Raw genomic sequence first — 14,723 nt, 5'->3', positions numbered from 1 at the left:
TGTGTGTTGCATAGAGCGATTATCGTGTATAACCCATTGGACTCAGCGCAACACCTGCCATACCGGCGGCGTTAATTAAGCGGCAAAGATACAGCTATTTATTAATATGGGAATTACATCGCTTTTGATGAAGAAATATTGTTTTGGGTTCTGTAAGATGGCTCTAGTTTTGGAAGGCCTTGGACTTTTTTTAACTACTTCTTCTACTTTGACGATATCTTGGTATTTTTTAGATATTCTATTAATTCTCTTACGGCTTTTCCTCTATGTCCAATTTGGTTTTTTAAAGAGAGCGGCAGCTCTGCAAAGGTTTTGTCAAAATTTAGGGGTTTGAAAATGGGGTCATAGCCGAAACCTTGTCCGCCTTTTTTTTTATGTATAATTTCACCTTCTACTTTTCCGGTAAATAGTTTTTGTTTTCCTTCCAGGAATAAGGCAATAACGGTTTTGAACCGTGCCGAGCGGTTTGATTTTTTCTCCATTTCCGAAAGAAGCTTGGCCATATTTGCATCGGAATTTTTATTTGTTCCGGCATATCGGGCGGAGTATACCCCTGGGGCTCCGTCCAAGGCATCTACAATGAGTCCTGTATCGTCCGCAAAACATGGGTATCCGTAATTACTAACAACATATTGTGCTTTTAATAGGGCGTTTTCCTCAAGGGTCTGTCCTGTTTCCGGGATTTCTTCAACACAACCTATGTCGGTGAGGGACAATAGGTCAATATGTTTTGGCAGTAAATGAAGTACTTCTCTTATTTTATTTGGATTATGTGTGGCAAATACTATTCGCATAAGTTCAAAAATACTAATTTTAGCCATCTGAAAATTATTTGTTGTGAAGTTGAAAGTGCCTCCTGTTCTTGTCTTTTTATCCTTTGGACTGTTAATGTATTTGGTGACCAAATTTCTGACCTTTGGTTCTTTTGATTTTTTTGGACGTGAGTACTTGATAAGTTTCCTATTGGGTATGGCTATCATTATTACGGTTTTGGCCATATTCCAGTTTTATCGCGCAAGGACCACTGTGGATCCCTCAAATCCTGAAAAGGCCTCTGCCTTGGTGGTGACCGGACTCTACAAATATTCTAGAAACCCAATGTATTTGGCTATGTTGTTATTGCTCTTGGCTTTGGGCCTACTTTTGGGTAATGCTTTTAATACTTTGGTCGCTGCTGGATTTGTAGCTTATATGAACCGATTTCAAATCATACCTGAGGAGCAAGCGTTGCTCAAGATTTTTGGTAAGGCGTATAGTCGGTATTGTATTGATGTGCGGCGGTGGTTCTGATATAATCGATATCGCTTATAACACTTTAATATAAGCTTTTTCACTTATATTTTTAAATATTAGCAAATTTACTTATATTTTCATATATTAGCATTTTAGCTTATATAGATATGATTGCAATAATCACAGGAGACATCATAAACTCGGAAGAGCATGAGGCCTCGGAGTGGATGGGTGTTCTAAAAGACTATCTATTACAGTTGGGCAAGTCTCCCTATGACTGGGAAATCTACAGGGGTGATGAGTTTCAGTTAAGGGTTCCAGAAGAACGGGCGCTGGAAATATCCATACACATAAAGGCATTGATTAAAGCTATAAAGAACCTTGATGTTCGTATGGGTATAGGTTTGGGTACCGAAACGTATGCCAGTAATCGAGTAAGTGAATCCAATGGTCCAGCATATCAACGCTCGGGCAGGACTTTCGAATCCCTTAAGGAAGACAAAACCAATTTAACTATTGCTACTGGCCATGAATTTTACGACCGTACGTTGAACTTAATGCTGAAACTAGCTTTGGATTTCATGGATGATTGGAGTACGGTTTCGGCAGAAATCGTGGCTTTGGCCTTGCAAAACCCGCAAACTTCACAGCAAGAGATTGCCAAGCAACTTAAAATTCAACAATCTGCGGTAAGCCAACGCCAAAAAAGGGCCAGATTGGATTTGGTGTATGAACTTTTGGAATACTATGCCCAAACTGTAAAGGAGTTACGATCATGATTCTTTTTATAAAATTGGTGTTGGCCCATTTGATAGGGGATTTTTTATTGCAGCCCAATAGATGGGTGATTCATAAGGAGGTAAATAAAGTGACTTCCAAGTACCTTTATTTCCATGTATTGGTTCATTTTGTAATTACCATGCTATTATTATGGGATTTTCAATCCTGGAAACTTGTATTGGCCATTGTTATATCCCATTATTTTATTGATCTGGCCAAGTTGTACGCCAATCCCTTTTTTAAATTAAGGAGCATTCCTTTTTTTATGGATCAGGCATTGCACATTCTAGTTCTGTACATATGTGCCTACTCCGGAAATGTAATCGGGCAAACCATTTTTTTATTGGAAAAAATTGACTGGGCCTTGCTCACTGCCATAGTTTTCGTCAGCTATCCGGCGGCCATTATCATGGGCAAATTGCTGGAAGGAATGTCGGACAGGATTGAACTGGATCACAAATCCCTTCCTGGTGCAGGGAAATATATTGGCATTATAGAGCGATTATTCGTGTTAGCTTTTATTATTCTAGGCCGATGGGAGGTCATAGGCCTACTGATAACCGCAAAATCCGTTTTTCGTTTTAATGACTTAAAGGAAAGTAATAGTCGAAAACTTACCGAGTATATTTTGATAGGTACCCTATTAAGCTTCGGTATCGCAATAGTCACCGGAATTATTTATACAAAATTTTAGAATTATGAAAAGAATACTCCTGGCCATATTAGCTCTTTTTATTTTGTCCTGTGCTGAGAAGAAGAAGGAAACGAAAGCAGAGCCAACAAAACAAAAAATAGCCCAACGCTGGTCCAAAGAAAAAGCTTGGGCGTGGTACGCCCAACAACCTTGGTTGGTCGGCACCAATTTTAATCCAAGCACTTCCATAAACCAATTGGAATTTTGGCAAGAGGACACCTTTGACCCCGAGACTATTGATCGCGAGTTGAAGTGGTCCGCAGACTTGGGAATGAACCTGCATAGAGTATATCTACACAATTTACTGTGGGAACAAGATTCCGTAGGATTTTTGAAGCGACTGGATGATTACTTAAAAATCGCTGATTCATATGGGATTAAAACGATGTTTGTACTCTTGGATGATGTTTGGCACCCTGTTCCTAAATTGGGCAAACAGCCCGAACCGGTTCCCCATGTTCACAATTCAGGTTGGGTACAGGCCCCTGGGGCGGAGATATTAGGGGATACTACAAGGCATAAGGAACTAGAGGGTTACATAAAAGGCGTAACCAAGCATTTTGCAACGGATGATAGGGTCTTGGTCTGGGATGTATACAACGAGCCCGATAATGTGGCCAGCCAACCAGGTCGAACTTCTTTGGAAGTGAAGAATAAGCATGACTACTCCTTGGCACTTTTAAAAAAGGTATTTCACTGGACCAGGGAGGTAAACCCAAAACAGCCTTTGACAACCGGAATTTGGAGGGGAAATATTGACCATTGGGGTCACTTGGACAGTTTGCCTGCCATAGATCGATACATGATAGAAAACTCGGATGTGGTGTCTTTCCATGCTTATGATGGTGATATGGGGAACGTTCAAAAAAAAATAGATCAATTGAAAAACTATGAAAGGCCCCTTCTGTGTACAGAATATGTGGCAAGGGGAACGGGAAATACTTTTGAAAATGTGATGCCCATTTTAAAGGAAAACAAAATAGCGGCCATAAATTGGGGTTTTGTCTCAGGAAAAAGTAATACTATTTATCCCTGGAAGAGCTGGGATTCAACCTTTACATCAGAACCTAAAATATGGCATCATGATATTTTACGGCAAGACGGCACGCCCTATTCCCAAAAAGAAGTTGAATTTATAAAGGACATTATTGGAACAAAGAATTGACGTACGGTGCCTCAATTTTTATAATCCAAAATTTGTTGTTCAAACTTCTCGGAGTCTTTGAATGCACATAAATTGCCATCTGGGTCATGGAATTTTGCAATAGTGCCCCATGAATGCTCCTGATAGTCCACTTGAATATTTTCCTTTTCAAGTCGCCCGACCAAAGATTTGACATTCTTAACATTCATACGTAAACAGGTTTTTACTCGGTTATCCGTACTTTCCGGACCTACATATTCGTCATCTACTTCAACTAGCAAATAGGATTCGCCAAATGCAAAAAAGGTAAGTTTTTCTTTTTCAAAAAGCTTTGGTAAACCGAGAACGTCCTTATAGAAACGTACACATTCTTCGTAATTTATCGTAAAAAGTATAATCCCCGTTCTGTCAAATTCCATAGATAATCGTTTGGAAATGAATAACCGATGTCCTTTCTAAAGATATGGCCAAAATCAATAGCTCAAACCGTGACCAAAAGGATATAGCGGTTTTTTGGAATCATAAGGTACATCTTCTTTTTGATTCTTTACGGCCTCCCATGACAAGGGCAGTTCAAATGGAAGTTTGCCCATAGGCCTTTTCTTCCCAAATAAAATATCGACCAAGACTTCATCACTCGTACCGAATTCTGCCAAAAGGGCATTACTGGCTTCCGCTATTTCCGTTAATATAGCTGGGCGCTCCAAATTGGCCACTACTATAGATGGTTTTTGGGAGATTAGATCTAGAATTTCCTTTTTCTCTTCGTTCGTATAGTACAAGCGACCTTGGTGAAAAAAGCTCTCAAGGAAGTATTCAGTACGCTCATCAAAAGGGGTTCGTATCCGGGAGAGAATAATATCGGCATCGTTCGGATTGTTGACCAAGGCTCCATAAGTATTGAGAGCTTCAGGGGTCAACATACCCTCGGCATATATTTTTGTTCCCTCTTTTAAAGGTAACAATCCTTGATTCTTAAGTAGAACCGTAGCCTTACCTTGCGCAATACGTCCTCTTTTGCGAAATTCGGCTTTACCGGTAATTTCACTTGCCTTTTTCTCATTTACGTAGGGATCGTCAAAAAGCCCTAGACGAAACTTGTCCAGCATAATGCGTTTTACAGATATGTCCAATCGTTTTTCCGGTATAAGGCCTTCATTTACCAATTCGACTATTACTTCAGGTATGTTCTCACCTCCAAATTGGTCACAACCCGCATCCAATACTTTTTTTACCCGTTGTTTTATGGTTAAATCCTCCACACCCCAAGCGCGACCCTCACCCAATTTGGAATCGGTAATGATGTTCCAATCCGTGCATACCACACCTTGGAAGTTTAAAGAATCTCTAAGCAGGTCCGTGATGATATCCCGGTTAAAACCAAAAGCCACATTCTCGCTGGTCTGGTCTACGGGAATTCCATAGTATGGCATAATCTGGGCCGTATTGGCTTTAAAGGCTCCTTCAGTGAAGGGGATGATATGATAATCGAAATTATCACCGGGGTACACCTGTTCCTTTCCATAAGGGAAATGCGGATCCTCTCCATCTTTTTGCGGACCTCCCCCTGAGAAATGTTTGGTCATACAGGCCACGCTATTTTGGTCCAGGGAATCACCTTGAAATCCCAATACATAAGCTTTGGTCATTATCGCCGACAAATGGGCATCTTCCCCAAAAGTACCGTTGGACCTTCCCCAACGGGGTTCCGTAGCCAGATCGGCCATGGGATGCAATGCTACTCTAATGCCTACCGCCTTGTATTCTTGCCGGGCAATATCACCGAATTCCCTCACCAATAGGGTATCCCTAGTCGCCGCCAATCCTAGGGAACTTGGCCATTGTGAAAAAGAGGGGGTATACAATGAAGCGCCCGGGTTATTCTCAGTACCATGTCTTGGGTCGGTTGCAATGGTAATTGGAATACCAAGTCGTGTACGCTCGGCCATTTTTTGAATGGTATTATTGTATTTGGCCATTTTACCTGCATCCAATGATGCTAGAATATTAAAACTGTTCATTTTCTTTCTGGCAATCATCTCCGAATTTGAGGGTAGCACCAAGGACATAATTAAATTTAGTGGTTCAGTAGATAGAATAGGGGTTTCCATGGGCTCACCATCCGGAGTAGTGCCGATCATGGTAACGAACATGGAACCGGCTTTTTCTTCCAAGTTCATTTGGGAAACCAAATCGTCTACCCGCTCCTCCAGGTTCGCAGTAGGATTTTCATAGATATCCAATCTTCCATTTTTATTCAAATCCCGGAAAGTAGTACCATTTTTCGTTAGTGTCTGGGCTTCATCGCCTAACAGAGCCATATTGTTCTTTGATGAGTTGGACATGTTGATGTATACGATTAATGCCGATATGAGCAGAAGACCTATGATGGATAACAAGGCATATTTCAGGATTTTGAGGAATTTTTTCATCTCTATTCTTATTTTGTTATTATGACACAATATTACTAAAAAAAGAATTATTGTACTATTTTGACACAATAAAAATTTACATTTGTCCCATGGATTTAAAACTCAAAGAGCACGTTGCCCAATTGGTAAATGATTGCCTTCCCGGAAATTCTATCGATTGTGTCATTTTAGGTTATGAGAATCAACAATTAAAGACCTTGTTGCTACAATGGAAAAATGGTGTTTGGTCCCTTCCAGGAGGGTTTATTCTAAAAGAGGAGGACATAGATCAGGCCGCTCACCGCATCCTTGAGGAGCGAACAGGTTTAAAATCTATTTTTTTGAATCAGTTTTATACGTTTGGAAGCAATGAGCGCTCGCAAATGAATGGAGTTATACAGGCAAAACGAACCCAAGAGATGCTTAGGGAATTGGAAATTGATAACCCTAGTTTTGTCCGTTGGATACAGGGTAGATTTATTACAACCGGTTATTTTGCGCTCACTAATATTGGAAAGACCCGTCCTCAACCGGACTTCCTCAGTGAAAAATGTGAGTGGAAAGCTCTTGATGATTTACCTGAATTGATCTTGGATCACGGACAAATTATTGAAAAAGCCTTGGAACATCTTCGGATACAACTGAATTATTTGCCTATCGGCCTTTCTTTGTTGCCCGAGAAATTCACTATGCAAGATATTCAAAAACTGTATGAGGCCCTACTGCGGAAAAAATTGGAACGCAGCAATTTTCAACGAAAAATGTTGAGTTTGGGAATTTTTATCCGTTTGGAGAAGCAATTGACCGGTGCCGCAAATAAAGCGCCCTACCTATACCGTTTTGATAAGGCCAAATACAAAGAGTTGGTAAGTAAAGGTATTGGGTTTTCTTATTAAGCTGATAAACCAAAACTATCGTTCCAAACGACTTAGATTGGTTTTTATGAATGGGTTAAGAATTTAATAAAGGTAGTATTTTAGAAGGCGAATGCGATATTGTAATTATACAAAACTAAGCGCAATTTGTTTTATTTTCCGGTTCTTCCCAACAGGACAAAATTAATCTTTATTTTTGCCCATTAATTTATTTAAAAGTTTTCGAATGGGCCGAAAATACGTTTTCGATTTTGATAGTACCTTGACACGGGTAGAGGCATTGGATGTCCTTGCCGAAATGACTTTGCAAGGAAGGTCGGATCGGGAGGAAATCGTTAATAAGATTCAGGAAATTACCAATTTGGGAATAGACGGGGATATTTCCTTTACGGAGTCCTTGGAACGTCGCATAAAGCTTCTAAATGCTAAAAAGGATGATTTGGATGGATTGGTGGTAGAACTTCGTCAAAAGATTTCTAAATCCATTGCATCGAACAAAGAGTTTTTTGAAAAGTTTTCGGACGATATTTATGTAATTTCCTGTGGTTTTAAGGAATTTATAGATCCTATAGTGGCGGAATACAATATCCCTTCCGATCGGGTATATGCCAATACCTTCAAATTTGACGAATCTGGAAGTATCATCGGTTTTGATGAAACCAACGTGCTGTCCTCCCATAACGGAAAAATAGAATGTCTAAAGGAACTGGATCTGGATGGAGAGGTACAGGTTATCGGTGATGGATATAGCGATTATGTAATGCGGGAGGCCGGAATAGCCCATAAATTCTTTGCATATACGGAGAATGTACACAGAGAGAAAGCGGCTAGTAATGCCGATCATATTGCACCTAATTTGGACGAATTTTTATTTGTAAACGATTTACCCAGGAATATATCCTATCCCAAAAACCGCATCAAGATTCTATTGCTGGAGAATGTTCATCCTGCAGCTTTCGATAACCTTTCAGAAGATGGTTTTTCCGTAGAATTGGTAAAACACAGTCTTAGCGAGGAGGAATTGGTAGAAAAGATAAAGGGCGTCCATGTTTTGGGAATCCGTTCCAAGACCCAGGTTACGAAACGGGTTCTGGATGCGGCCAATAAATTGTTGGTTGTTGGTGCTTTCTGTATTGGGACAAAGCAAATAGAATTAGACTATGCCAAAAAGAAGGGCGTAGTTGTCTTCAATGCACCCTATAGCAATACGCGTTCAGTGGTGGAATTAGCCATTGGCGAAATTATTATGCTGATGCGGAATGTTTTTCCACGTAGTACGGAGATACACCAAGGCCAATGGAACAAGACTGCTGTAAATTCCCGGGAGGTTCGTGGAAAAAATTTGGGCATCGTTGGGTACGGAAATATTGGAAAACAATTGTCCGTTTTGGCCGAGGCCATTGGTATGCGTGTGTACTATTACGATATAGAGGATAAATTGGCTTTGGGCAATGCGGTTAAATGTGAAACGCTGGAAGATCTTTTAAATGTTTCCCATGTAGTTACGGTACATATTGATGACAATCAAGCGAACAAAAACTTCATAGGTGAGCGGGAAATTAATCAGATGAGGGATGGGGCCATGCTAATTAACCTTTCCCGTGGATTTGTTATTGATATTGCTGCACTTACCGAAGCACTTAAAAGTGGAAAGCTATCAGGTGCTGCAGTAGATGTGTATCCCGAGGAGCCCAGAAGTAATGGTGAATTCAAGACTGAATTACAGGGGCTTGCAAATGTAATCCTTACACCTCACGTTGGGGGCAGTACGGAGGAGGCCCAACGTGATATCGCCGATTTTGTACCCAACAAGATTATGGATTACATCAACTCGGGTAATAGTGTGGATGCAGTAAATTTCCCAAATATTCGTTTGCCAAAACAAAACAATGCACATCGTTTTTTGCACATACATAAAAATATTCCGGGTATCATGGCCCATATCAATGAAGTTTTGGCCAAGTATGAGATGAATATTGTAGGGCAATATCTTTCTACGGATAGTGAGGTGGGGTACGTAATTACCGATTTGGATAAGGAGTACAATAAAGATGTGATGAAAGCGCTACGGAAAGTAGAACATACTATTAAATTTAGGGTACTGTATTAAAGGACTTATCTGTGATGATAGGGTTCGTTCCTTAAAATCGTAAAGGCACGATAAATTTGCTCAACAAAGAATAAACGTACCATTTGATGTGAAAATGTCATTTTGGAAAGACTAATACTCCCTTGGGCTCTTTGATAGAGTGCATCGCTAAAGCCATAAGGCCCACCAACGGTAAAAACCAATTGTTTAATACCGGAGTTCATCTTTTTTTGCAGGAATTCGGAGAATTCGACCGAAGTGTAGGCCTTCCCTTTTTCATCCAATAAAATCAAAACATCCGTGGAACTTAGTTTTTTTAGAATGGCCTCGCCTTCTTTGTCCTTTTGTTGTGACTCTGATAGCTTTTGAGCATTCTTAACATCGGCAACAATGTCCAATTCAAATTTAATATAGTGCTTCAACCTAGTTTCATAATCGGAAATTAGCTGGAACAGTGGTTTACTATCGGTTTTCCCGACGACAAGCATTTTAATTTTCACGTTGCAAATGTAATGGCTAAGGATTGAAAGTATAACTTAAAACTCATTTATTCATTTTGGGATTTAAATAAAATACCCAAAAAACATTTCACTAATTTTATCCGAACCAAATTTTCCTTAATGATTTCAGAAGAACAGTTTCAAAAAGAGTTGGAGATTATCATTCGGAATGCCATCCGAGAAGATGTGGGCGATGGCGACCATAGTTCGTTGGCCTGTATTCCAGATTCAGCTAGTGGTAAAGCAAAACTTTTAGTAAAGGACACGGGTATTTTGGCCGGTGTGGATTTTGCCAAACAAGTTTTTTCTCTTGTGGACACGGAAATGGAAGTAGAAGTTTTAATACAGGACGGGTCGGCAGTAAAATATGGAGATATTGCATTTTATGTTTCAGGAAGTTCGCAAAATATTTTAAAGGCAGAACGATTGGTGCTCAATGCAATGCAACGTATGAGTGCCATTGCCACTAAAACAAAATCTTATGTCGATTTGTTGGAAGGCACAAAAACCAAAATTTTGGATACGCGAAAGACTACTCCTGGAATTCGTGCCCTTGAAAAATGGGCTGTAAAGATAGGAGGGGGCGAGAATCACAGATTTGCCCTATATGATATGATTATGCTAAAGGACAACCATATTGATTTTGCCGGTGGTATTCCTCAGGCAATCCAAAAGACCAAGGCCTATTTAAAAGAAACGGGGAAAGATTTAAAAATCATTGTGGAAGCCAGAAATTTGAAGGAAGTAAACCAAATTTTGGAATCCGCAGAAGTGTATCGAATTTTATTGGACAACTTTAATTATGAAGATACGAGAACGGCAGTTGCTACTATTGGAGATGCTTGCCTTACCGAATCTTCCGGAGGCATAAACGAAAGCACCATTCGTAAATATGCCGAATGTGGGGTCGACTACATTTCTTCGGGAGCGTTGACCCATTCGGTCCATAATATGGATTTAAGCTTAAAAGCAGTTTAGATGTCGTTGGAAATTGAAGAAAAAATCGAGAAGATTCCGATAATCAATAAATTGGCGACCCTCTTAAAACATATAAAGCTCCCGGGCTTTGAAGGGCTTTCTTCCTACGATCTCATAGAAATGTACATTGTCGGGATTTTTCAGGGAGCGCTTTCCACCCGTGCTAGCGCCATCGCATTTAGTCTGTTTATGGCCTTATTCCCCCTTTTGATTTTTATGGTAACGCTAGTCCCTTTTTTGGTTTCCTATCTCAGTTTGGGAAATGCCGATTTTGATACAGAGTTTCTATCTTTTCTTGAATCGTTCCTTCCCACGGCAACCGGTGAGTACTTTGGGGAGATTTATCAACAGATTAAGGATCAAAAACGGGGCGGGCTGTTGTCCTCTGCTTTTTTGATTTCTATTTTTCTGATGGCCAATGGGGTGAATGCCATTTTTGGAGGATTCGAAAATTCATATCATGTAGACCTTACTCGTAATTTTATTAGACAATATGGGTATGCCTTGATGGTAGGTTTGATCTTATCTATTCTGATAATCGTGGGTTTTGTAGCATTTGTCTATTTCGAGGTTTATGTTTTGGGCTATCTTAACGAGTTTGCTGCGAGGACCGGAGGCTACGTTTTGGGAGAGGACGATATTATGGGGGTCCAGATCGCTAAATTTTTGTTTTTTATTATTTTGTCCTACTTAACCGTTGCCACGCTATATTACTTTGGTACAACAGAAGGAAAAAAAGCCCGTTTTTTCTCGGCCGGAGCCCTTATGACTACCTTATTGTTCATTCTAACTTCCTACTTATTTGGGGTTTATGTGGAAAAGTTTGCCCGATATAACGAATTATATGGAGCTTTAGGTGGATTGTTGATTTTAATGGTATATATATGGTTAAATTCCAATATATTGCTACTTGGCTTTGAATTGAACGCCTCTTTAAATTCCCTAAGAAAAAACTATGGAAAGAATGGCAATTAGAAGACTCTTTGTGGTAGGTATTTGCTTGTTTTTTAGCTGTGTGACAAACTCCCAAAGCGTCTTCGGAAAATGGAAGACCATTGACGATAGAACGGGAAAGCCCAAGGCCGTTATTGATATTTATGAAAAGGATGGATTGATGCATGGGAAAATCATTAGGATTCTGGAAGAAGGCAAGGAGGATGCCGTTTGCATAAAGTGTGATGGCGAAAGAAAGAACAAGCCTATAGTTGGAATGAAAATCATAGATAGCCTTAAGAAGAATACAGATGGGGAGTGGAAAGGTAAGACTCTCTTCGATCCCGAGCAGGGCATGACCTTTAGGTGTAAAATTTGGTTAAACCCGAAAAATGGGGATGAACTAAAGGTGCGCGGTTATTTGGCATTTTTATACCGAACCCAGACTTGGATAAGGGTTGAAGGATAGAAGGCGATGGAACTATGCAGCACTTTATCAATGTAGTTTTACCGATTCCCTTAGAAAAACTTTTTACGTATCGAATCTCCCGAGCCGAAGCTGAATGGCTGACCCCGGGAATCCGGGTCGCCGTACCTTTTGGGAAATCCAAAATATATACCGCATTGGTATATGAGGTTCATACCACCCCTCCCGAAGCCTATGAGGCCAAGGAAATCCATGAAATTTTAGATGAAAGACCTCTTGTAAACCCTATTCAGTTAGAACATTGGAAATGGATTGCAGAGTACTATATGTGCACGTTAGGAGAGGTTTTCAGGACCGCCCTGCCCAGTGCATTTTTGTTGGAGAGCGAGACATTGGTTTTAAAAAATAAAGATGTTCAAGTAAACGAGCATGATCTTAAGGATGACGAGTTTTTGGTATTTGAAGCATTGCAACATCAATCCTTTTTAAGGGCGAATGAGGTGGCAGCTATAGTAGATCGAAAAAATGCGTTGCCTATCCTGAACCGATTATTAAAGAAAAACGTCATCCTTCTAAAAGAAGAAGTTTATGAGCAGTACAAGCCCAAATTGGTTCGCTATGTAAAACTTGGTGACGAATATCTCTCAGAAGAAAAACTGGAAGGGCTACTGGCATCCCTTACTCGGGCGCCCAAACAAAGTCAGGTAGTGCTTGCATTATTTCAGCTTCAGGCTAACAAAAATGCACCTGTAAAAGTTGCCGACCTGGAAAAGGCCGGAAACAGTTCCAAAGCAGTAATCAAGGCTTTAATAGAAAAAGGGGTTTTGGAAGAGTATTTTATACGCACGGATCGGGTGGTCTATGAAGGAAACAAGGGGGAGGCAGAAATAAAATCGCTAAACCCAATCCAAAAAAGTGCCTTGGATGATATTTTGCAAAGTTTTGAGGAACAAAAAGTTAGCTTGTTACAGGGCGTAACATCATCAGGCAAGACCGAAGTCTACATAAAGCTGATAGAACAAAGTATTCTTTCAGGAAAACAAGCCTTATATCTTTTGCCGGAAATTGCCCTTACCACACAGCTAATAGCTAGGTTAAGGGATTATTTTGGTGAAAAAGTGTCGGTTTATCATTCCAAATATAGCTTAAACGAGCGGGTAGAGGTCTGGAACAATGTGTTGTCCATGGAAGCAAAGGCCCAAATTATAATCGGTGCCAGGTCCGCCTTGTTTCTGCCCTATACAAACTTAGGCCTCATTATAGTTGATGAAGAGCATGAAAGCTCCTTTAAGCAATTTGATCCGGCACCGAGATATCACGCTAGGGATACGGCCATAGTATTGGGAAACCTTCATGGGGCTAATATCCTTTTGGGTTCTGCAACACCTAGCATTGAAAGTTTTTACAATGTACAGACCGGTAAATATCGTTATGCTAGTATTAATAGACGTTTTGGCAATGTTCTTATGCCCGATATTGAATTGGTGGATTTAAAGGAGCAAACACGAAAACGAAAAATGAAAGGACATTTTTCGGAACGTCTTTTGGAAGAGATTACCGAAACCTTGGATACCCATGAGCAGATTATCATTTTTCAAAACAGAAGAGGTTATGCCCCAATTGTGGAATGTACCACATGCGGACACTCACCACAATGCCCCAATTGTGATGTAAGCCTAACCTATCATCAATATAGGAAGCAATTGCGCTGTCATTATTGTGGTTATCACATGGCGCTACAGGAAACGTGTCAAGCGTGTGGTAGCCCTACTCTGGATACCAAGGGTTTTGGAACCGAACAAATACAGGAAGAACTTCAAGAGTTGTTTCCCAACGCCAAAACTGCGCGTATGGATTTGGACACCACTAGGGGAAAGCATGGTTATGAAAAAATAATCACGGCTTTTGAACAGCAGGAAATCGATATCCTTGTTGGGACTCAAATGCTGACCAAGGGGTTGGATTTTAGAAATGTAAACCTGGTGGGAATCATGAATGCGGATTCACTGCTTAATTTTCCGGACTATAGGGCCCATGAAAGGGCGTTTCAGCTTATGACCCAAGTTGCCGGTAGGGCAGGTCGCACTAAGAAAAGGGGCAAAGTCATAATTCAAAGCTATAATCCTTATCATCAAATCCTAAAACAGGTATCCACGAATGACTACATGGGTATGTACGCCGAACAAATCTATGAACGGCAAGTGTATAAATACCCGCCTATAAACAGAATAATCAGAATCACGTTTAAGCACAAAAATTTCAACATCCTGAATGAAGCGGCCGAATGGTTTGCAAGATCTCTTAGGAATGTTTTTGGCGAAAGTGTATTAGGGCCGGAATATCCGCCTGTGGCCAGGATCCGAAATCAATATCTAAAAAACGTTTTGATAAAAATCAATAGGGATAGGGCAATATCACGGACCAAGGACAATGTCAAAAAAATAGAAAGTTCGTTCAATGCCATTTCGCAGTACAGGGGCGTACGTGTAATCTACAATGTGGACCATATTTAACCAATCGCCATAATCTCCGGGAATTGAGCCTCTATTATATTAACGTACAAATAGGATACAAACCCTATTGGGAATGTTTTACTAATTTTTGGTTACAAACCAAAACCGCCACTTCTTATAGGAAGCGACGGTTTCATATATTGTAA

General features: G+C 40.2%; 14 protein-coding genes. 10 read left to right on the top strand and 4 right to left on the bottom strand.

Annotated elements, in window-relative coordinates; translation table 11 throughout:
• Nucleotides 1-203 precede the first annotated feature (203 nt).
• Nucleotides 204-794, bottom strand: coding sequence for a non-canonical purine NTP diphosphatase (locus ACP2AF_RS17600; protein WP_425238044.1), 591 nt, complete (start codon nucleotides 792-794; stop codon nucleotides 204-206).
• Nucleotides 795-837: 43 nt separating this feature from the next.
• On the opposite strand from ACP2AF_RS17600, the gene ACP2AF_RS17595 reads away from it, so the two are divergent.
• From ACP2AF_RS17595 to ACP2AF_RS17580, 4 genes are all read left to right on the top strand, one after another.
• A complete protein-coding gene (locus ACP2AF_RS17595) occupies nucleotides 838-1,290 on the top strand; it encodes a methyltransferase family protein (RefSeq protein WP_425237453.1) in 453 nt (150 codons plus the stop codon).
• Nucleotides 1,291-1,400: 110 nt separating this feature from the next.
• Nucleotides 1,401-2,012, top strand: a complete 612-nt coding sequence (locus tag ACP2AF_RS17590) for a SatD family protein (RefSeq protein WP_425237452.1) — start codon at nucleotides 1,401-1,403, stop codon at nucleotides 2,010-2,012.
• On the top strand, nucleotides 2,009-2,707 hold the full coding sequence (locus ACP2AF_RS17585; protein WP_425237451.1) for a DUF3307 domain-containing protein: 699 nt from the start codon (nucleotides 2,009-2,011) through the stop codon (nucleotides 2,705-2,707). Before ACP2AF_RS17590 ends, ACP2AF_RS17585 begins: the two co-directional genes overlap by 4 nt.
• A 4-nt stretch (nucleotides 2,708-2,711) precedes the next feature.
• On the top strand, nucleotides 2,712-3,872 hold the full coding sequence (locus tag ACP2AF_RS17580; RefSeq protein WP_425237450.1) for a 1,4-beta-xylanase: 1,161 nt from the start codon (nucleotides 2,712-2,714) through the stop codon (nucleotides 3,870-3,872).
• Between the two features lie 11 nt (nucleotides 3,873-3,883).
• On the opposite strand, the gene ACP2AF_RS17575 is transcribed toward ACP2AF_RS17580, so the two are convergent.
• Nucleotides 3,884-4,270 (bottom strand): VOC family protein, encoded by a 387-nt coding sequence (locus ACP2AF_RS17575; RefSeq protein ID WP_425237449.1) that lies wholly within the window; start codon nucleotides 4,268-4,270, stop codon nucleotides 3,884-3,886.
• A 54-nt stretch (nucleotides 4,271-4,324) separates the two neighbouring features.
• Nucleotides 4,325-6,283, bottom strand: coding sequence for a glycoside hydrolase family 3 N-terminal domain-containing protein (locus ACP2AF_RS17570; RefSeq protein ID WP_425237448.1), 1,959 nt, complete (start codon nucleotides 6,281-6,283; stop codon nucleotides 4,325-4,327).
• Between the two features lie 89 nt (nucleotides 6,284-6,372).
• On the opposite strand from ACP2AF_RS17570, the gene ACP2AF_RS17565 reads away from it, so the two are divergent.
• Complete coding sequence (locus tag ACP2AF_RS17565) at nucleotides 6,373-7,158, top strand: NUDIX hydrolase (protein ID WP_425237447.1); 786 nt, start codon at nucleotides 6,373-6,375, stop codon at nucleotides 7,156-7,158.
• Between the two features lie 205 nt (nucleotides 7,159-7,363).
• Entirely contained in the window at nucleotides 7,364-9,247 is a 1,884-nt protein-coding gene (serA, locus tag ACP2AF_RS17560) for a phosphoglycerate dehydrogenase (protein ID WP_425237446.1), read from the top strand.
• A gap of 5 nt (nucleotides 9,248-9,252) precedes the next feature.
• Here serA and rlmH read toward each other — a convergent pair whose 3' ends face one another.
• The gene (gene rlmH, locus ACP2AF_RS17555; protein WP_425237445.1) at nucleotides 9,253-9,726 is read right to left on the bottom strand and encodes a 23S rRNA (pseudouridine(1915)-N(3))-methyltransferase RlmH; all 474 of its coding nucleotides are present in this window, start codon (nucleotides 9,724-9,726) and stop codon (nucleotides 9,253-9,255) included.
• A gap of 120 nt (nucleotides 9,727-9,846) precedes the next feature.
• Between rlmH and nadC the strand changes: the two genes are divergently transcribed.
• The 4 genes from nadC to priA are packed head-to-tail and all read left to right on the top strand — an operon-like array spanning nucleotide 9,847 to nucleotide 14,577.
• Entirely contained in the window at nucleotides 9,847-10,704 is an 858-nt protein-coding gene (gene nadC / locus ACP2AF_RS17550) for a carboxylating nicotinate-nucleotide diphosphorylase (RefSeq protein ID WP_425237444.1), read from the top strand.
• Complete coding sequence (locus tag ACP2AF_RS17545) at nucleotides 10,705-11,679, top strand: YihY/virulence factor BrkB family protein (protein ID WP_425237443.1); 975 nt, start codon at nucleotides 10,705-10,707, stop codon at nucleotides 11,677-11,679.
• A complete protein-coding gene (locus ACP2AF_RS17540) occupies nucleotides 11,669-12,106 on the top strand; it encodes a DUF2147 domain-containing protein (RefSeq protein WP_425237442.1) in 438 nt (145 codons plus the stop codon). Before ACP2AF_RS17545 ends, ACP2AF_RS17540 begins: the two co-directional genes overlap by 11 nt.
• A gap of 14 nt (nucleotides 12,107-12,120) precedes the next feature.
• Nucleotides 12,121-14,577, top strand: coding sequence for a replication restart helicase PriA (gene priA, locus ACP2AF_RS17535; protein ID WP_425237441.1), 2,457 nt, complete (start codon nucleotides 12,121-12,123; stop codon nucleotides 14,575-14,577).
• Nucleotides 14,578-14,723 lie beyond the last annotated feature (146 nt).

It is taken from the genome of Ulvibacterium sp., assembly GCF_965248315.1.
GTDB lineage: Bacteria > Bacteroidota > Bacteroidia > Flavobacteriales > Flavobacteriaceae > Ulvibacterium.
Note: the sequence above shows the minus strand (reverse complement) of the source record. Positions and strands in the feature narration are given on the sequence as shown.